17 protein-coding genes are annotated in these 17,769 nt (G+C 72.0%); 14 read left to right on the plus strand and 3 right to left on the minus strand.

The annotated features are described in order from the left end of the window. The 3 genes from ACIRNI_RS16070 to ACIRNI_RS16080 form a co-directional block, all read right to left on the minus strand. Nucleotides 1–1,995 carry an MDR family MFS transporter gene (locus ACIRNI_RS16070; RefSeq protein WP_403552206.1) on the minus strand — a complete coding sequence of 665 codons (1,995 nt, stop codon included), beginning with the start codon at nucleotides 1,993–1,995 and terminating at the stop codon, nucleotides 1–3. Nucleotides 1,996–2,156: 161 nt separating this feature from the next. Continuing rightward, nucleotides 2,157–2,417, minus strand: coding sequence for a hypothetical protein (locus tag ACIRNI_RS16075; protein ID WP_403552026.1), 261 nt, complete (start codon nucleotides 2,415–2,417; stop codon nucleotides 2,157–2,159). Nucleotides 2,418–2,589: 172 nt separating this feature from the next. Continuing rightward, the gene (locus ACIRNI_RS16080; protein ID WP_403552027.1) at nucleotides 2,590–3,792 is read right to left on the minus strand and encodes a helix-turn-helix domain-containing protein; all 1,203 of its coding nucleotides are present in this window, start codon (nucleotides 3,790–3,792) and stop codon (nucleotides 2,590–2,592) included. 536 nt (nucleotides 3,793–4,328) lie between these two features. Between ACIRNI_RS16080 and ACIRNI_RS16085 the strand changes: the two genes are divergently transcribed. The 14 genes from ACIRNI_RS16085 to ACIRNI_RS16150 all read left to right on the plus strand — a co-directional run bounded on the left by ACIRNI_RS16085 (nucleotide 4,329) and on the right by ACIRNI_RS16150 (nucleotide 17,765). Then, a complete protein-coding gene (locus ACIRNI_RS16085; RefSeq protein WP_403552028.1) occupies nucleotides 4,329–4,982 on the plus strand; it encodes a hypothetical protein in 654 nt (217 codons plus the stop codon). Between the two features lie 110 nt (nucleotides 4,983–5,092). Further along, the gene (locus ACIRNI_RS16090) at nucleotides 5,093–6,607 is read left to right on the plus strand and encodes a DUF6801 domain-containing protein (RefSeq protein ID WP_403552029.1); all 1,515 of its coding nucleotides are present in this window, start codon (nucleotides 5,093–5,095) and stop codon (nucleotides 6,605–6,607) included. A gap of 184 nt (nucleotides 6,608–6,791) precedes the next feature. Next, nucleotides 6,792–7,772, plus strand: coding sequence for an ATP-binding cassette domain-containing protein (locus tag ACIRNI_RS16095; protein WP_355357687.1), 981 nt, complete (start codon nucleotides 6,792–6,794; stop codon nucleotides 7,770–7,772). After that, a complete protein-coding gene (locus ACIRNI_RS16100; RefSeq protein WP_403552030.1) occupies nucleotides 7,769–8,617 on the plus strand; it encodes an MlaE family ABC transporter permease in 849 nt (282 codons plus the stop codon). The genes ACIRNI_RS16095 and ACIRNI_RS16100 overlap by 4 nt, the downstream gene beginning before the upstream one ends. 2 nt (nucleotides 8,618–8,619) lie before the next feature. After that, on the plus strand, nucleotides 8,620–9,426 hold the full coding sequence (locus ACIRNI_RS16105) for an MlaE family ABC transporter permease (protein WP_403552031.1): 807 nt from the start codon (nucleotides 8,620–8,622) through the stop codon (nucleotides 9,424–9,426). Further along, nucleotides 9,423–10,688, plus strand: a complete 1,266-nt coding sequence (locus tag ACIRNI_RS16110) for an MCE family protein (protein WP_403552032.1) — start codon at nucleotides 9,423–9,425, stop codon at nucleotides 10,686–10,688. The genes ACIRNI_RS16105 and ACIRNI_RS16110 overlap by 4 nt, the downstream gene beginning before the upstream one ends. Further along, on the plus strand, nucleotides 10,685–11,716 hold the full coding sequence (locus ACIRNI_RS16115) for an MCE family protein (RefSeq protein WP_403552033.1): 1,032 nt from the start codon (nucleotides 10,685–10,687) through the stop codon (nucleotides 11,714–11,716). The genes ACIRNI_RS16110 and ACIRNI_RS16115 overlap by 4 nt, the downstream gene beginning before the upstream one ends. Then, nucleotides 11,713–12,771: an MCE family protein gene (locus tag ACIRNI_RS16120; RefSeq protein WP_403552034.1), complete on the plus strand. Its 1,059-nt coding sequence runs from the start codon at nucleotides 11,713–11,715 to the stop codon at nucleotides 12,769–12,771. The genes ACIRNI_RS16115 and ACIRNI_RS16120 overlap by 4 nt, the downstream gene beginning before the upstream one ends. Then, a complete protein-coding gene (locus tag ACIRNI_RS16125) occupies nucleotides 12,768–13,868 on the plus strand; it encodes an MCE family protein (protein WP_403552035.1) in 1,101 nt (366 codons plus the stop codon). Before ACIRNI_RS16120 ends, ACIRNI_RS16125 begins: the two co-directional genes overlap by 4 nt. After that, a complete protein-coding gene (locus tag ACIRNI_RS16130) occupies nucleotides 13,865–15,025 on the plus strand; it encodes an MCE family protein (protein WP_403552036.1) in 1,161 nt (386 codons plus the stop codon). The genes ACIRNI_RS16125 and ACIRNI_RS16130 overlap by 4 nt, the downstream gene beginning before the upstream one ends. Then, on the plus strand, nucleotides 15,025–16,143 hold the full coding sequence (locus tag ACIRNI_RS16135; RefSeq protein ID WP_403552037.1) for an MCE family protein: 1,119 nt from the start codon (nucleotides 15,025–15,027) through the stop codon (nucleotides 16,141–16,143). Before ACIRNI_RS16130 ends, ACIRNI_RS16135 begins: the two co-directional genes overlap by 1 nt. Beyond that, the gene (locus ACIRNI_RS16140) at nucleotides 16,140–16,643 is read left to right on the plus strand and encodes a hypothetical protein (protein ID WP_403552038.1); all 504 of its coding nucleotides are present in this window, start codon (nucleotides 16,140–16,142) and stop codon (nucleotides 16,641–16,643) included. The genes ACIRNI_RS16135 and ACIRNI_RS16140 overlap by 4 nt, the downstream gene beginning before the upstream one ends. A gap of 14 nt (nucleotides 16,644–16,657) precedes the next feature. Continuing rightward, nucleotides 16,658–17,188, plus strand: coding sequence for a hypothetical protein (locus ACIRNI_RS16145; RefSeq protein ID WP_403552039.1), 531 nt, complete (start codon nucleotides 16,658–16,660; stop codon nucleotides 17,186–17,188). A gap of 16 nt (nucleotides 17,189–17,204) precedes the next feature. Continuing rightward, a complete protein-coding gene (locus ACIRNI_RS16150; RefSeq protein ID WP_403552040.1) occupies nucleotides 17,205–17,765 on the plus strand; it encodes a nuclear transport factor 2 family protein in 561 nt (186 codons plus the stop codon). Nucleotides 17,766–17,769 lie beyond the last annotated feature (4 nt).

The following is a 17,769-nucleotide window of genomic DNA, read 5'->3' on the forward strand; positions in this document are numbered from 1 at the left end:
TCATCCGCTCATCCGTGCGGGGTCGGCCGACGCCAGGTCCTCCGCCAGCATGCGCTTGGCGATCGTGTCCGTCGCCGCCCGCAGCTCCGGACCGCTCGGGCGGCCGCTGTCCCGTTCGAGCCGGTCCGTCAGCCAGCGCGCCCACGCCTCGCTGATCACCGCCGCCTCCCGCGCCCCCGCCGGGGTGAGCGAGAAGAGGTGCCCGGCCCGGGTCAGGTACCCCTCCTCGACCATCCGGTCGAAGACCGGAACCAGCACCTCCGGCGGCACCCGCCGCCGCGCTGCGATCAGTCCCAGGCTCGCGTGCCCCACCAGGCGGGTGAACAGCTCCACCTGCATCACCGCCCACGCGCCCGCCACGTCCAGCCGCGTGTCGGAGTCCTCGATCACCCGACGCACCGTCGTGAGGTCCACCCGGCGCAGCAGCCGGCCCACCGACAGCTCCAGCAGCCGCGCCGAGTCCGCCGTCGCCACCGGCGACGAGAAGCCCTCGCCCATGTCCGACGCCGTGACGCGCGCCGCGTCCCGCAGCCGCACCTGCCGCAGGAACAGCGACACCGCGAAGCCGACCACGGCCACCGGCACCGTCCACAGGAACACGGTGTGCAGCGTGTCCGCGTACGCCTCGATCAGCGGCGCCGCCTGCTCGGCCGGCAGCCCGTGCACGCCCTGCGGGCTGAGCGCCGCACGCCCCAGCGCCGCCGCGTCCGCCGCCTCCGCCGGGTCCGGTACGTCCGCCGCCACCGCCGCCGCCTCGCCGACGCCCTGCCGCAGGTTCGGGCCCAGGGCGTTGGCGTAGATCGTCCCGAAGACCGCCGTACCGAAGGACATGCCGAGCGTGCGGAAGAAGGTCACGCCCGAGGTCGCCGTGCCGAGGTCCGCGTACTCCACGGTGTTCTGCACGGCGATCGTCAGCACCTGCATGCACAGGCCGATCCCGACGCCGAGCACGAACATGTAGAGCGACTCCAGCCAGGTGCCCGTCCCCCGACCCATCAGGGAGAGGAGATAGAGCCCGACCGCCATCACCAGCGAGCCGACGATGGGGAAGATCCGGTACCGGCCCGTCTTGCTGGTCACGTTGCCGCTGTAGACCGAGGCGATGAGCAGACCGACGACCATGGGGAGCGTACGGACGCCGGAGACGGTGGCCGAGTCGCCGTCGACGTACTGGAGGTACGACGGAAGGAAGATCATCGCGCCGAGCATGGCGAAGCCCACGATGAAACTGAGCACCGAGCACACGGTGAAGACCGGATTGCCGAACAGTCGCATCGGCAGCATCGGGTCCACGGCCCGCGTCTCGGCCACGCAGAACAGCGCGAGCGCGACGATCCCGGCCACGAACAGCCCGACGATGACCGGCGAGCCCCACGCGTACTCGTTGCCGCCCCAACTGGTGGCCAGGATCAGCGCGCTCGCACCGACCGCGACGAGGGCGATGCCGGCGTAGTCGATGACCGGCCGGGACGCCGACCTGACGGACGGGATGGTGCGGGCCGCCGCGAACACCACGACGACGGCGATGGGGACGTTGACGTAGAACGCCCACCGCCAGGACAGGTGGTCGGTGAACAGCCCGCCGAGCAGCGGGCCGATCACCGTCGACACCCCGAAGACCGCACCGATCGCGCCCTGGTACTTCCCGCGCTCGCGCAGCGGGATGACGTCCGCGATCAGCGCCATGGCGGTGACCATCAGCCCGCCCGCGCCGACGCCCTGTACCCCGCGCCACAGGATCAGCAGCGTCATGTTGGCGGCCAGGCCGCACAGGAACGATCCGGTGACGAAGACGACGGCCGAGACCTGGAAGACGAGCTTGCGCCCGAAGAGGTCGCCGAACTTGCCGACCAGGACGGTCGCGACCGTCTCCGCCAGCAGGTACGCGGTGACGACCCACGACATGTGCGCGGCGCCGCCCAGGTCCGCGACGATCGTGGGCAGCGCCGTACCGACGATCGTCTGGTCGAGCGCGGCCAGCAGCACCCCGAGCATGATCGTCACGAAGACGATGTTCCGCTGCCGGGCGTCGAGCACCGGCGGCGCCGCCACCGGCGCCTGCTGCGTGGTCGTCGTCACGCTTGCACCCTCACACCGGCGGACCACCCCCGCATGCGGGCGCGGTCCGGACCGGTGACACCCCCTGGAGGGTCACCTCAGCGGGCGGCCCCGCCCGACCGCAGGAGCAGACCCGGGTTGTACGCGCCGAGCACCTTGTTGGCCCTGGCCAGCAGCGCCAGCGCGTGCTCGCGGTCCGCCTGGTCCTCCTGGCACATCGGGAAGCGGAAGCGGCGGACCTCGCGGGCCGCGCACTCGGCGTCGATCTCGGCCTGCAGGATGCCGATCGGCATGCACGACCCGATGAGGGCGGCGACGCGGTCGGGAATCGGGACGGGCACGAGGGGCGAGGCGGTCACGTCAGGTCCTTTGCTGCTTGCTGCGCGCTGCCCGGAGGACAGCGGTCCGATGCGGTGCTCCCTCCATGAGTACAGGACGCGTATCCCGGTTTTCCCGCGGGTTTGTATCTGTGCTGCAACCGTTTCCCACGTTTCTCGTCCGGGTGCGCCCGGGTTCACCCGGAGGCAGCAGTCACCGGCGCCCGCCCCGCAGGTGCAGCGCCCGCAGCACCGCCTCCAGCGCGAACCGGGCCTCCGGGTCGGTGAGCCGGCCGCCGAACCGGTGCTCCAGGCTCCGCATCCGGTAGCGCACCGTCTGCGGGTGCACCTCCAGCAACCGGCCCATCTGCGCCGCCGTGCCGCGCGTTTCCAGCCAGACGCGCAACGTGTCGACGAGCCGGGAGCGGCGGGTGGGGGTGAGCTCGGCGAGCGGCGCCAGTTCGCGCTCGGCGATCTGTTCGGTGAGCGCGGGATCGGCGAGCAGCCACAGCGTGACCAGGTGGTCCGCGCAGAAGGCCAGCGCCCGGTCCTCGATGGCCTCCGCGTCGATGAGCTCCAGCACCCGCCGCGCCCAGCGCAGCGAGTCGGCGGCAGAGGCGGTCGGCACGGTGAGGCCGACCGCGGCGCGCACGGCCGGCAGGGCCGCCTCCAGCATGCGGCGGCGGGCGCCGTCCACGGCGCCGGGAACGAGCAGCAGCGGCTGCGGGTCGGCCGCGTCCAGCAGGACATCGTTGTCCAGGACGGAGGGGGAGAGCGCGGCGGGGGAGCGCAGCGCCACCGGTGTGACCAGCTCGGGCAGCGTCCAGCCGGTCTGCTCGCACAGCTCGGTGATGGCGGTACGCGGCAGCGGCGGCCCCGACAGGACGAGGTGCAGCAGCCGCCTGCGTAACAGCTCCGACCGCGCGTCGGCCTGCGCCCGCACCTCCAGGTAGCCCTCGCGGGAGAGCGCTTCGAGCTCGTCGACGTACGCGAAGAGGGCGTCGGCGAAGCTCAGCAGCAGCGACGGGGAGAGGTTGTAGCGCCGGCCGACCTTCTTGGCGCGCCGCAGCGCGACGCGGGCGCCGAGGCGGTACGCGCCCTGGAGGGTCTCCAGGCTCCGGCCCTCGTACGCCTCGAACCGGCCGAACCTGCGGCACACTTCGTCGCGCAGCGTCGTGGGGGCGGAAGGGGAGGCGACGCGTTCGGCGAAGGCCGCGATGTTCTGCTCGACGCCGTACTGGAGCGCCTGCCGGTACGGTCCGTTGAGCAGGCGCGCGTACTCGGGGTAGGCCCGGGTGACCTCGATGCCGATCTCCGTGACGAGGCTGGGCAGTTCGGGCCTGATCATGGCGGCGAACTCCTGGGGGAGCTGCCCCAGCGGCTCGCCCGCGTCCGACGGCTGGGTGGTTCTGGGCATGCGGCGGTCCCCTCGTTCTCCGGACGTCCCGTGGGGGTGGGAGCGAGCGTGGGGGGTGAGAGCGCTCCCGCGGATCGACGGTGTGAGCACTGCGCGTGGCACTTCTTGGGGGCCCGAACATAGTCCAGGACGTCGCGCTCGCGCAGCAGTTCGGACCGTGGTCGGGGGTCTTCGGCGGCGATATGGCCGAAGCCGGACGGTGGCCGGACCCGGCCCGGGAGGGGGCGGGGCGGGCAGGGGCGGGGCTGCTCACTTCTCGACAAGAAATCGCGGCGATCTGCTCCGGCGGCGATAAGAAAATACCGGTGAGTAAGTGCGCTGCGGAAAACCGTCGGCCGAGTATTGCGCGGTTGGTTACCCGCTCGTAGCGTCACTGGCGCAAGGTTCTTACTCCCGGCGGCCGATGGAGCGGAACATATCGGCGCCGGTTCTGTGAAGTGAGCCGCTCACGCTTTCCGTACCTCCCACCCGAAAGAGCCGCGCGGGGACGGAAAGCGGTCCATCGGGTACGCCCGAATCCCCAGGAGGGAACACCCATGCGACGCATCACAAAACTGTCCGCCATCGCAGCCGCCGCGCTTCTCGGCGCGGCCGGAGTCACCGCCACGAACGCCTCGGCGGCGGCGCAGGCCTCGTGGACCGTCACCAACCCCGCCGCCGACGACAAGTTCACCGCCGTGAACGTCGCCGGTACGACGGCGGTGCTCACCAACAAGTCCACCGGCGCGCAGGTCACCTGTCGGACCATCGCCGCGTCCGGCACCGCCGTGGACGGCGTCGACTCCGACGGCATCGGCCTGGCCATCATCCAGACCGCCACCTTCGGCAGCTCGGCCTCCAAGTGCACCGGCCCCCTCGGCTCCACCTGGATCGCCACGAGCAACGCCCCGATGTCGCTCAACGGCAGCTCGTACAGCGCGGGTGTGACCAAGGGCAACATCACCGGCATCGACGTCAAGCTGACCGGCACCAGCATCGCCGGAACCTGCTCCGCCCGCATCAGGGGATCGGCCAACACCGGTTCGTACACCAACTCCACCGGTGTCCTGAGCATCGCGGACGACGCGACGCCCGCCCTCACCATCTCCGAGGTCACCGGCGCGTGCGCCGGCCTGCTGAACAACGGCAACGCGGCGACGTTCCGCGCCCAGTACAAGGTCTCGCCCATCCTCACGGTCACCAGCCCGTAAGGCCCGTTCAGGGGCCCCAGGGACGGCGGCCGACCGCTTCCCCGCCGCGCGGACGGTTCCCACCGGCCGCGCGGTCGGGACTTCGGGACTTCGAGAGAGGGCGCGACGGTATGAGCGAGGCATGGCACGGGCGACGGGGCCTGCGCCGTACGGTGGCGATGGGCGCCGTCGTACTGGTCGCGGGGCTCGTTCCCGGTACGGGTGTCGGTACGGGAGCCGCCGCCGACGAGGGCGAGCAGGTCGTGGACCGGACGCTCGCCTACCGCTGCGTCCTGCCGGGCGGCGGCGGGGAGCGGGCCGCGACGGTACGGGTCTCGGCGGTCCTGCCCCGGCAGGTGCGGGCCGGACGGCCCGTCCGCGCGGAGTCCATCGTCGTGGGCGTCCGGCTGTCGCCGGAGGCGGTCGCCGATCTCGCCGCGGCGGGGGTGGCGAAGACCGGCGGTGTCGTCCGTCTGACGACGGCCGTCGCCCACAGCTCCGGGACCGTGGAGGTGCCCTGGGCGCAGCTGGCGGCCCCGGAGACGGCGGTGCCCGCGCAGGGCGAGTACACGATCGAGGCGCGGGGCGCCGTGCCGGAGGTCACCCCCCGGTCCGCGGGTGAACTCGCCTTCTCCGCCGGGGCCGTCGCGCTCGACCTGCTCGCCCGGACGGCGGACGACCGGCCCGCCGCACCGCCGAACCTGTCCCTCGCGTGCACGCCCGAGCGGGGCGAGGAGACGGAGTTCGCACGGGTCAAGGTGGCGGCGCGGCCCGCGCAAGCGCCCTCGACCCCGCCCTCGACCCCGCCCGCGACCCCGCCCTCGACCCTGACCCCGGCCCCGCCCTCGACCCCGACCCCGGCCCCGCTCGGGCCCGGTTACAAGGAGCGGTGCGTCGAAGAACCCCCCTTCCCGCTGGAACCGACACCGGCGCACGGCTACATCGCCGGCTACTCGAATGTCCGAAAGCTCGGTGGCGCGATTTTCCTGAAAGAGCCGGGCATGCTGCGCGTGAACATGTTGAAGGCCTATCAGATGCTCACCTGCAGCCCTCCCGGAGGGCCGTATTTCGCCATCTACAGCGATGCCCGCTTCGACCATCGCGGAAAGCCGCAACTCCCGCCCGCCACCTCGACCTTCCTCACCTTCGGCTTCATGCCCACCACCGCCACCGTGGAACTGACCGCGGTCGGCCCGATGGAGATCGTCACCCACGGCTACCCCCTGGACGAGCAGGGACGGCAGCCGGAGGTGTCCACGGTCACCGGCAAGGTCTGGATCCGGCTGTACGACGTCAAGGTCAACGGCACCCCCCTGGACGTCGGCCCCCGCTGCCGCTCGGCCCGCCCCGTGGACCTGGTGCTGACCGGGCGCGGATACAACGACGTCGACGGCCTGCCCCACGGGTACACCGTCGCCGGCGGCGGCCCGCTGACGGCCACGGCCGCCCTCCCCGAGTTCCGTGGCTGCCGGGCCGGGACGGGTGCCGGGCCCGGCGTCGGAGTCGGGGCGGGCGAGGATCTGGACCGGCTCTTCACGGCGTCGCTCTCCGGCGCGGGCAACTACATGAAGATGACGCAGGGCCCGCTCTGCGCGCCCGGAAGCCCGCACTGCCCGGACCCGCCGAGGCCGCGGCCCGAGCGCTGAGCCGTCGCTGCGCACCCGGCGACAAAACCGCCCAGCGGAATTGTCACCCGATGACAAACGCGCCGGGCGATCGGAGAACCGTCGTCGCAACGCTTGTCCACGCCTTCACCGTGACCGTAACGTGCGCTTCCCCGGTGCACTTTTGTCACTTCCTCAGCACGAGCGGCATCTGTCTGGAGTTGTGGTGGGAACAGAAGTGGTCGTCGAAGGGCTCACGAAATCCTTCGGAAAGCAGAACATCTGGCAGGACGTGACCCTCACCCTGCCCGCCGGCGAGGTAAGCGTCATGCTCGGGCCGTCCGGCACCGGGAAGACCGTCTTCCTGAAATCCCTCATCGGGCTCGTCAAACCCGAACGCGGCCGCGTGCTCATCAACGGCGTCGACATGGTCGGCAGCCCGGAGCGGGACATCTACGAAACGCGCAAACTCTTCGGCCTGATGTTCCAGGACGGCGCCCTCTTCGGTTCGATGACGCTCTTCGACAACGTCGCCTTCCCGCTCCGCGAACACACCCGCAAGAAGGAGTCCGAAATCCGCCGCATCGTCATGGAGCGGATGGAGATGGTCGGCCTCATCGGCGCCGAGGAGAAGCTCCCCGGCGAGATATCCGGCGGAATGCGCAAACGTGCCGGCCTGGCCCGGGCGCTCGTTCTCGATCCGCACATCATCCTGTGCGACGAGCCCGACTCCGGGCTCGACCCCGTGCGCACCGCGTACCTCTCCCAACTGCTCATCGACCTGAACGCGCAGATCGACGCCACGATGCTCATCGTCACGCACAATCTCGACATCGCGGCGACCGTCCCCGACAACATGGGGATGCTCTTCCGGCGGCGGCTCGTCACCTTCGGGCCGCGCGAGGTGCTGCTCACCAGCGACGAGCCGGTCGTGGCTCAATTCCTCGCCGGACGGCGCGAGGGGCCGATCGGCATGTCGGAGGAGAAGGACGCCGCGACCCTCGCCCGCGAACAGCGCACCTCCGCCCTCCACCCGCACCCGCCGCGCCCCGTCGCCCGCCAGCTGGAGCCTTCACCCGGCATGCCCGCCCGCGCCGCCGTACTGCGCCGCCGCGAGAGGGTCCTCGGGATGCTGCCCGACCTTCCGCCGGCCGCCAGGTCGGCCATCCTGCACAGCTACGCCCCGACGGGCGGTCCGGTCTCATGACCCTCGAGCTGCCCCCGCGCACCCCACCGCCCGAGGCCTCGCCGCCCGAGGCCGCACCGCCCCGGGCCCCGGCGCCCTCACGCCTGCTCGCGCCCCTCCGCGAGAGCGGCAAGCTCTTCGCGCTCGCCGCCACCGTGTCCCGCGACATCTTCCGACGGCCCTTCCAGTTCCGGGAGTTCGTCGAGCAGTTCTGGTTCGTCGCGAGCGTCACCATCCTGCCCGCCGCCCTGGTGTCGATCCCGTTCGGCGCGGTCATCGCGCTCCAGGTCGGCTCGCTCACCCAGCAGCTCGGCGCCCAGTCGTTCACCGGCGGCGCCAGCGTCCTCGCCGTCATCCAGCAGGCCAGCCCCCTGATCGTGGCCCTGCTCATCGCCGGTGCCGGAGGCTCCGCCATCTGCGCCGACCTCGGCTCGCGCAAGATCCGCGAGGAGCTCGACGCCATGGAGGTCATGGGCGTCTCGCCCGTCCAGCGGCTCGTCGTCCCGCGCGTCCTCGCGACCATGCTGGTCGCGGTGCTCCTCAACGGCATGGTCTCCGTCGTCGGCACCCTCGGCGGCTACTTCTTCAACGTCGTCATGCAGGGCGGCACCCCCGGCGCGTACCTCTCCGGCTTCTCCGCCCTGGCCCAGCTCCCCGACCTGTGGATCAGCGAGATCAAGGCGCTGGTCTTCGGCTTCCTCGCCGGCATCGTCGCCGCCCACCGCGGCCTCAACCCCCGCGGCGGCCCCAAGGGTGTGGGCGACGCCGTCAACCAGTCCGTCGTCATCACCTTCCTCCTCCTCTTCTTCGTCAACATGGTCCTCACCGCGATCTACCTCCAGATCGTCCCGGCGAAGGGGGCCTGACCATGGCCTCGCCCCTCGCGTGGCTCGACCGCTCCGGCGACCAGCTCCTCTTCTACGTCAAGGCGCTGCTCTGGATCCCGCGCACCCTGCGCCGCTACCTGAAGGAGGTCCAACGCCTCCTCGCCGAGGTCGCCTTCGGCAGCGGCGGCCTCGGCGTCATCGGCGGCACCATCGGCGTGATGGTCGCCATGACGCTGTTCACCGGCACCGTCGTCGGCCTCCAGGGGCACGCCGCGCTGAACCAGATCGGCACCTCCGCCTTCACCGGCTTCGTCTCCGCCTACTTCAACACCCGCGAGATCGCCCCGCTCGTCGCCGGGCTCGCGCTCTCCGCCACCGTCGGCGCCGGCTTCACCGCGCAGCTCGGCGCGATGCGCATCAACGAGGAGGTCGACGCCCTCGAAGCGATGGGCCTGCGCTCGATGCCGTACCTCGTCACCACCCGCATCATCGCGGGCGTCGTCGCGATCATCCCGCTGTACGCGATCGGCCTGCTCTCCTCGTACGCCGCCTCCCGCGCCGTCACCGTCCTCTTCAACGGCCAGTCGGCGGGCACGTACGACCACTACTTCAACCTCTTCCTCTCCCCGGACGACGTGCTGCTCTCCATCCTCAAGGTGCTGATCTTCAGCGTGATGGTGATCCTCGCCCACTGCTACTACGGCTTCCACGCCCACGGCGGCCCGGCGGGGGTCGGGGTCGCCGTCGGCCGCTCCGTACGCAACGCCATCGTGCTGATCAGCGTCACCGACTTCTTCCTCTCGCTCGCCATCTGGGGCGCGACCACGACCGTGAAGGTGGCCGGATGAACGCGCGCACCGTACGCAGACGCCTCGCCGGGGCCGTGTTCCTGCTCGTCCCCGTCCTCCTCGTCCGGCTGTCGGTCGCCGTGTACGACAAGGAGTTCAGCCGCGACGCCACCGTCACCGTCCTCACCACCAGCGTCGGCAACGAGATGCACCGAGGCGCCGAGGTGAAGCTGCGCGGAGTCGTCGTCGGCGAGGTGCGCGACATCAGCGCCGACGGCACCGGCGCCCGCCTCACCCTCGCCATCCGCCCCGGTCAGCTCGACCGCATCCCGGCGGACGTCACCGCGCAGATGCTGCCCACCACCCTCTTCGGCGAACGGTTCGTCGCACTGGTCCCACCCGCGCCCGGCCCCTCACCTCATACGCTCGCGGCGGGCGCCACCATCCCGCAGGACCGCTCCGCCAACGCCGTCGAACTCGAACAGGTCCTGGACCAGGTACTGCCCCTGCTCACCGCCGTGAAGCCGGAGAAGCTCTCCGCCACCCTCACGGCCGTCGCCCAGGCGCTCGAAGGCCGCGGCGAGCAGCTCGGCCGCACCCTCGTCACGCTCGACGCGCACCTGAAGAGGCTCAACCCGCACCTGCCCGCCCTCAACCGGGACATCACGCACCTCGTCGAGGTCAGCCGCGTGTACGGGGACGCCGCGCCCGACATCCTCGACGCGCTCACCGACTTCACCACGACCAGCGGCACCCTCGCCGAGCAGCAGGCCCAGCTCTCCCGGCTGTACGGCTCCACGACGGCGACCGCCCACGACCTGACCGCCTTCCTGCGCGAGAACCGGCACCACCTCATCCGCCTCTCCGCCGCTTCCCGCCCCACCCTGGAGCTGCTCGGCCGCTACGCCTCCTCCTTCCCCTGCACCCTGCGCACGCTCGCGGGCTTCGTCCCCGCGATGGACAGGGCGCTCGGCAAGGGCACCGACGAGCCCGGGCTCCACGTCACCGTACGGACCGTGCCCTCCCGTGGCGCGTACGTACCCGGCAAGGACCGGCCCGTGTACGAGGCGACCGGCGGGCCGCACTGCTACTCCGTTCCGTACACCGGGAAACCGGTCGCGGGTCAGTCGGCCACCGGGCATCCGGTCACCGGGAAGCCTGCCGGTGCCGAGGGCCTCGGCCTGCCCAACTCCCCGCAGGAGAACCAGCTCGTCAACGAACTCATCGCCCCGGGCCTGCGGACCGCGCCCCAGTCGCTGCCCGACTGGTCCACCGTCCTGACCGGCCCCCTCTTCCGTGGAGCGGAGGTGACCCTCCAGTGACGCGCCGTTCCCTCGCCGGGCCGCTCACCAAGTCGCTCGCCTTCATCGTGGTGACCGTGTGCGCCACCACCGTCCTGGCGCTGTCCATCGCCAACACCGGAGTCGGCGACACCAGCACGTACCGTGCCCGCTTCTCCGACGTCACCGGTCTCGTCGAAGGCGACAGCGTCCGCATCGCCGGGGTGAAGGTCGGTCAGGTCTCGTCGATCCGCGTCGTCGACCGGCGCGTCGCCGAGGTCGGCTTCACCGTCCAAGAAGGCCGGGCGCTGCCCGCGTCGGCGACCGCGTCGATCAAGTACCTGAACATGGTCGGCCAGCGTTACGTCGACCTCGACCGGGGCACCGGCCCGGTCGGGCGCACCCTGCCGCCCGGCGCCGTCATCCCGCTGGAGCGGACCACGCCCGCCCTCGACCTCACCCAGCTCTTCAACGGATTCCGGCCGCTCTTCGAAGGACTCTCACCGACCGAGGTCAACGGCCTCGCCGGCTCCATCGTCCAGGTCCTCCAGGGGGAGGGCGGCACCGTCGACTCGCTCCTGCGCCACGTGGGCTCGCTGACCGGCACCGTCGCGGCCAAGGACAAGGTCATCGGCGAGGTGATCCAGAACCTCACCACGGTGCTGCAGACGGTCAACGACCGCGAGGAGGGCTTCAACGACCTCGTCGTCACCCTCCAGCAGCTCGTCAGCGGCTTCGCCGGCGACCGCAAACCGCTCGGGGAGGCCGTCACCGCCATGGGATCGCTGACGACCGTCACGGCCGGCCTCCTCGAAGACGGCCGCGCCCCGCTGAAGGAGGACATCCGCCAGCTGGGCCGCCTCTCCGGCCAACTGGAGCGGAGCACCCCGCAGATCGAGGACTTCCTCCGCAAGAGCCCCGCCAAGATGGAGGCCATCGGGCGGCTCGCCTCGTACGGGTCGTGGCTCAACCTCTATCTCTGCGAGGCCACCGTCGCGGGCGTCACCACCTCCGACGGCTCCAAGCCGCCCACCGGTATCCCCCTCACGGAAGCGAGGTGCCGCGCATGAGACGCCTTCTCCCGACGTTCCGCTTCCGTCCCTCCCGCTTCCGCCCGAAGCCCGTACGGGAGCGCAACCCCGTCCTCACCGGCCTCGTCGGGCTCCTGGTCCTCGCCCTCCTCGGCATCGGCGCGTACAAGGTCGACGCTCTCGCCGCCCGCACCGGCTACACCGCCGACTTCACCGAGGCCGCCGGTCTGGACGAGGGGGACGAGGTACGCGTCGCCGGCGTCAAGGTCGGGGAGGTGACCGGTGTCGCCCTCGACGGCGCCAGGGTCAAGGTCACCTTCGAGGTCGACGACGGCACCTGGATCGGAGACGCCAGCACCGCCGCCATCGCCATCAAGACGCTCCTCGGCGAGAAGTACCTCGCCGTCGACCCGCTCGGCACCCGCCGCCAGAACCCGGCCAGCCGCATCCCCGCGTCCCGCACCACCTCCCCGTACGACGTCACCCAGGCGCTGGGCGGCCTCGGCGACACCATCGACGCCCTCGACGCGCGGCAGCTCGCGGCGAGCTTCGACGCCCTCTCCGCCACCTTCAAGAACGCGCCGCCCGACGTGCGCAGCGCCGCCGAGGGCCTGTCGGCGCTGTCGCGGACCGTCTCCTCGCGCGACGTGCAGCTCGCGGAACTCCTCAAGGGCAGCAAGCAGCTGGCCAAGACCCTGGCCACCAAGAAGAGCAGCTTCGAGACCCTCCTGGAGGACGGCGGCCTGCTGCTCGGCGAGATCCAGGCCCGGCGCGACGCCATCCATCAGCTCCTGACCGGCGCCCGGAACCTCGGCACCCAGCTCACCGGGCTCGTCCAGGACAACAACCGCCAGCTCGGCCCCACCCTGGAGTCGCTGAGCCGGGTCACCGGAGTCCTGCTGAAGAACCGGCAGAGCCTCGACCGGACCCTGGCCCTGGCGGGCCCGTACTACCGGCTCGTCGGCAACACCCTCGGCAACGGCCGCTGGCTCGACACCTACGTCTGCGGCCTCGTCCCCAGGCACTACCTCCCGCCCGGCACGCCCCCGGCCACCGGATGCATGCCGCCCAAGCCCCCAGGGGGTGCCAGGTGAACCTCAGACGCGCCATCGGCATCGGCGCCGGCCTCGCCGTCGTCGCGGTCGCGGCGACCTCCGGCCTCCAGGCCCTCGACGAGGCGCGCACCACCCGCGTCACCGCGTACTTCGACCGGGCCACCGGCGTGTACGAAGGCTCCGACCTGCGCGTCCTCGGCGTCAAGGTCGGCACCGTCGGAGCGGTCCGCCCCCAGGGCAAGGAGGTCGAGGTCACGCTCCTGCTCGACGAGGGCGTCCGGGTCCCGGCCGACGCCCACGCGGTGCTCGTCGCCCCCAGCATCGTCGCCGACCGGTACATCCAGCTCGCCCCCGCCTACACGGGCGGCCCCCAGCTGCGCGACGGCGCCGTCCTGCCCGCCGCCCGCAACGCCACCCCCGTCGAAATCGACCAGCTGTACGCGTCGATCAACCAGCTCAGCGAGGCCCTCGGCCCCGAGGGAGCCAACGCCCAGGGTGCCCTGGCGGACCTGCTCGACACCGGCGCCGCGAACCTCCGGGGCAACGGCAAGGCGATAGGCGACTCCATCGAGCAGTTCGGCAAGGCCGCCAAGACCCTCGACTCCAGCAGCGACGACCTCTTCGACACCCTCGCCCACCTCCAGTCCTTCACCACCATGCTGAAGGACAACGACGGCGAGGTGCGCACGGCCGAGCGGCAGCTCGCCACGGTCACCGGCTTCCTCGCCGAGGACAAGGAGAACCTCGCCGCCGCCCTCAAGGAGCTCTCCACCGCCCTCGCCCAGGTGAAGACCTTCGTCGAGAAGAACCGCGGCAGCCTGAAGCAGAACGTCGACATCCTGCTGCCGATCACCCGGACGCTCGCCGAGCAGCGCGCCTCGCTCGCGGAAGCACTCGACACCGCGCCGCTCGCCGCGGGCAACGCCCTCAAGGCGTACGACCCGCTCCACCGCACCCTCAACGGACGCGCCGACATCAACGAGCTCAGCATGGGATCCGGCGCATCCGGTACATCGGGGCTGGTTCCCGTCGAACCGGCCCGCCGCAAGGACCTGCCCGCCCTCCCGTTCCCCGTCGTCGGCCAGGTCTACGGAACCGCCGAGAACGACACCGCCGAGAAGGGAGCGGCGCGGTGAACCGGCCGGCCCGTGCCCGCCCTGTCGGTCTGGCCGCCGCCGCCCTCGCCCTCGCCGTCGGCTTCTCGGCGACCGCCGTGAGCTGCGACGCACCGGCAGGCCTGGAGCTCTCCGGCATCGAGCAGCTGCCCCTGCCCGGCGGCGCCGACCTCGGCGACCATCCGTACGAGGTCACCGCGGAGTTCGCGGACGTCCTCAGCCTCGTACCGAACTCCGCGGTCAAGGTCAACGACGTCGCCGTCGGGCGCGTGACGAGGATCGCCCTGACCGGCGGGTCCGGCGGGTCCGGCGGCTCCGGTGGCTCCGGTGGCGAGGACGACTGGTCGGCCCAGGTCACCCTGCGCGTCAACGGCGACGTACGGCTGCCCGCCAACGCCTACGCGCACCTCGAACAGTCCAGCCTGCTCGGCGAGAAGTACGTCCAGCTCTCCGCGCCCGCGAAGGCGGCCGAGGGCACGCTCGCGCACGGCGACCGCATCCCCCTGAGCCGCACCAACCGCAACCCCGAGGTCGAAGAGGTCTTCGGTGCCCTGTCGATGCTCCTCAACGGCGGCGGCATCCAGCAGATCAGGACCATCACCACCGAGCTCGGCAAGGCGCTGCGCGGCAACGAGACCGAAGTCCGGTCCCTCCTCACGCGCATCGACACCCTCGTCACGAGCCTCGACGCCAACAAGGCGAACATCACCGCGGCCCTCGACGGCGTGAACCGGCTCTCCGCCACCCTCGCCACCCGGAAGCAGGACGTCGGCAAGGTCCTCACCGGACTCAGCCCCGGCCTGAAGGTGCTGGAGCGGCAGCGCGCCTCGCTGCTCAGCATGCTCGGCGCCCTGGACACGCTCTCCACCGTCGCCGTCGACACCGTCAACCGCAGCAAGGCCGACCTGATCGCCGACCTCAAGGCGCTCGGCCCGACCCTGCGCGCCCTGGCGGACTCCGGGAAGGCGCTGCCCGACTCGCTCCAGGTGCTGCTCACCTATCCGTTCACGGACGAGGTGCTGCGCGGCGTCAAGGGCGACTACCTCAACGTGTACCTCGACGTCGCCGCCGTACCCGGCACCCAGCTCGTACCGCCGCTGGTCCCGCCGAGTGACCCGGCGGAGGCCCCGTCGACCGCCGGGCTTCCCTTACCGCTGCCGCCGACCGGGAGGAACTGATGCCGACCCTCGCCATCCGGCTCAAGAACCTCGCCTTCCTCCTCATCGCCGTCGTCGTCCTCGGCTACGTCGGCGTGCGGTACGCCGACCTCGGCCGGTACGCCGGACTCCGCGACTACTACACCGTGCGCGTCCAACTCGACTCCACCGGCGGCCTCTTCACCCACTCCAACGTCACCTACCGGGGCGTCTCCGTGGGCCGCGTCGGACCCATCGAGCTCACCGGCGACGGAGTAGAGGCCGAGCTGCGCATCGACGACTCGGCGCCCCCCATCCCGGCGGACCTGGAAGCCGTCGTCGCCGGCCTCTCGGCCGTCGGCGAGCAGTACGTCGACCTGCGGCCGGCCGGCTCCGGCGGCCCGTACCTGCGCGACGGAGCGGTCATCCCGCGCTCCGACACCCGCACGCCCCCACCCGTCACCACCGTCCTGACCGGGATCGGCGACCTCGCCGCCTCCGTCGACCTGGAGTCGCTGCGCACGGTCGTCGACGAACTCGGTACGGCGTTGAACGGCCGCGGCGACGACCTCCAGGCACTGCTGGACGGCGGCGACGCCTTCGTACGCGCCGCCGACAAGGCGCTGCCCGCCAACACCCGGCTGGTGATCGACGCCGAGACGGTCCTGCGCACCCAGGCCGAGGAGGGCGAGGCCCTCACCTCCTTCGCCTCCGGCGCCCGGCAGCTCGCCGCCACGCTCCAGGGCTCGGACGCCGACCTGCGCAGGCTCATCGCCGTCGCGCCCGGAGCGGCCGGCCAGGTCAGCGCCCTGCTGAAGGACCTCGACCCGGCCTTCGGGGCCGTCCTCGCCAACCTCCTCACCGTCTCCGAGGTGGCCGTGACGCGCCAGCGCGGCATGGAGGAGTTCCTCGTCACGATGCCCGCGCTCGTCGCCGCCGGGGCGACGGCCGTCACCCCGCAGGGCGCCAACTTCGGCATGTCGGTGACGTTCTTCCAGCCGCTGCCCTGCACCGCCGGCTACGGCGGCACGCCCTACCGCAACGGCCTCGATCTGTCGGCCCCGCCCGCCCTCAACACCAAGGCCCGCTGCACGGCCACCCCCTCCAGCGGCGTCAACGTCCGCGGCTCCGCGAACGCGCCCCGGGGCGAGCGCCCATGAGGAGGGGGACGGGGGCTATCCCGTACGGATGGTGGGCGGCCGTCCTCGTCGCGGCGCTGCTGTGCGGCGGCGCCGGGTGGTCGTACGCGCGTACCGCCGGCGACGAGGCCCGTGCCTACGCCGAGGCCCGCGACACCGCCCTCGCGACCGGGCGGCGGCACCTCGCCGTGCTCAACAGCCTGGACCCGGCACGGGCCCGGGCGGACCGGGGCGCGTGGCTGGAGGTGTCGGCGGGGGAGTTGCGGGAGGAGCTGAGGAAGGACCGGTCATCCACCGATGTGCCGGTGCGCGCGACCGTCACCGACGCCGCGCTCACCGCGTTCGACCACCGCGCAGGAACCGCCCGGCTCATCGCGACCGTACGGGTGGAGACCACCGCGTCCGGCGGCGCCCGGCCCGCGTCCTCCGGCGATCGCAATCGGCTGGAGGCCGAACTCCTCCGTACGTCCGACGGCTGGAAGGTCACGGCGCTGACCACCGTCCCCGCCGCCGGGGCCTGAGAGGAAGGGGAGAGGTGACCACGAGAGACGAGGTCCACGTCCGGAGCTTTCTGAGGTATCGCCGTACGGCGGCCCTGCTCACCGCCCTCCTGCTGCTGGCCGGCGGCTGGCTGCTCTGGCGTACCGAGGAGCTGGCCGACTCCCCGGCCCTGGACAACCGCGCGCTCGCCGACACCCGGACCACCGAGCGGGTCGTCGGCGAGGTCGGCGGCGCGCTCGGGCGCGTCTTCTCGTACGCCCCGCAGGACACCGCCTCGACCCGGCAGGCGGCGCGGCAGCTCCTCGCGGGCAAGGCGGCACGGCAGTACGAGACGCTCTTCACCGAGGTAGAGCAGCGGGCCGCGCGGCAGAAGCTGACGCTCACCACCCATGTCGTACGCGCCGGGGTCACGCGGCTCACCGACCGCGACGCGCACCTCCTGGTCTTCCTCGACCAGGTCGCCCAGCGCGCCGGGAAACCCGCCACCACGGTCGCCGCCCAGCTGTCCGTCACCGCCGAACTGCGGGGCGGCCACTGGCGGATCGTCGACATCACCGCACGCTAGAGAGGCCGTCACGCCGATGGAACGTACGCGCAACGCCACGCCGCGCAGGAACCCGCTCCTGGCGCCGGTCGTCGCCCTGGCCCTCCTCGCGGCCGGCGGCGCCGGCTGGGCGGGCTGGGCCGGCTGGTCCTGGTACGCGGCCGCGCACGACGACTCCGCCGCGTACGCGAAGACGCGGGACGAGGTCCTCGCCGCCGGGGAGCAGGCCGTGCAGAACATGAACACCCTCGACCACCGCGACCTGCGCCGCGGTCTCGACACCTGGCAGGACTCCGCCACCGGCGAGCTGCGCACCCAACTGACGGAGGGCCGCGCGCGGTTCGAGCAGCAGATCCGCGAGGCCAAGACCGTGACCAGCGCGAAGGTGCTGTCCGGCGCGGTGACCGAGCTGGACGCGCGTGCGGGCCGGGCCCGCGTGATGGTCGCCCTGCGGATCACGGTGACCCCCTCCGAGGGCAAGCCGACGGCGAAGCAGAGCCGTCTGCTCGGGGAGCTCACCCGCACCCCCGAGGGGTGGAAGCTCAGCGCGCTCGGCCAGGCACCGGTCGGCAGCACCGCCGCGGAACGAGTGGACTGAGAGG

This window comes from Streptomyces sp. NPDC093546 (genome assembly GCF_044765045.1).
Taxonomy (GTDB): domain Bacteria; phylum Actinomycetota; class Actinomycetes; order Streptomycetales; family Streptomycetaceae; genus Streptomyces.

Bases quoted from the DNA above. Each gene is read 5' to 3' on its own strand.
- ACIRNI_RS16070 (WP_403552206.1), bottom strand. From the start codon at position 1,995: ATGCTCGGGGTGCTGCTGGCCGCGCTCGACCAGACGATCGTCGGTACG.
- ACIRNI_RS16080 (WP_403552027.1), bottom strand. From the start codon at position 3,792: ATGCCCAGAACCACCCAGCCGTCGGACGCGGGCGAGCCGCTGGGGCAG.
- ACIRNI_RS16085 (WP_403552028.1), top strand. From the start codon at position 4,329: ATGCGACGCATCACAAAACTGTCCGCCATCGCAGCCGCCGCGCTTCTC.
- ACIRNI_RS16090 (WP_403552029.1), top strand. From the start codon at position 5,093: ATGAGCGAGGCATGGCACGGGCGACGGGGCCTGCGCCGTACGGTGGCG.
- ACIRNI_RS16100 (WP_403552030.1), top strand. From the start codon at position 7,769: ATGACCCTCGAGCTGCCCCCGCGCACCCCACCGCCCGAGGCCTCGCCG.
- ACIRNI_RS16105 (WP_403552031.1), top strand. From the start codon at position 8,620: ATGGCCTCGCCCCTCGCGTGGCTCGACCGCTCCGGCGACCAGCTCCTC.
- ACIRNI_RS16110 (WP_403552032.1), top strand. From the start codon at position 9,423: ATGAACGCGCGCACCGTACGCAGACGCCTCGCCGGGGCCGTGTTCCTG.
- ACIRNI_RS16120 (WP_403552034.1), top strand. From the start codon at position 11,713: ATGAGACGCCTTCTCCCGACGTTCCGCTTCCGTCCCTCCCGCTTCCGC.
- ACIRNI_RS16135 (WP_403552037.1), top strand. From the start codon at position 15,025: ATGCCGACCCTCGCCATCCGGCTCAAGAACCTCGCCTTCCTCCTCATC.
- ACIRNI_RS16140 (WP_403552038.1), top strand. From the start codon at position 16,140: ATGAGGAGGGGGACGGGGGCTATCCCGTACGGATGGTGGGCGGCCGTC.
- ACIRNI_RS16150 (WP_403552040.1), top strand. From the start codon at position 17,205: ATGGAACGTACGCGCAACGCCACGCCGCGCAGGAACCCGCTCCTGGCG.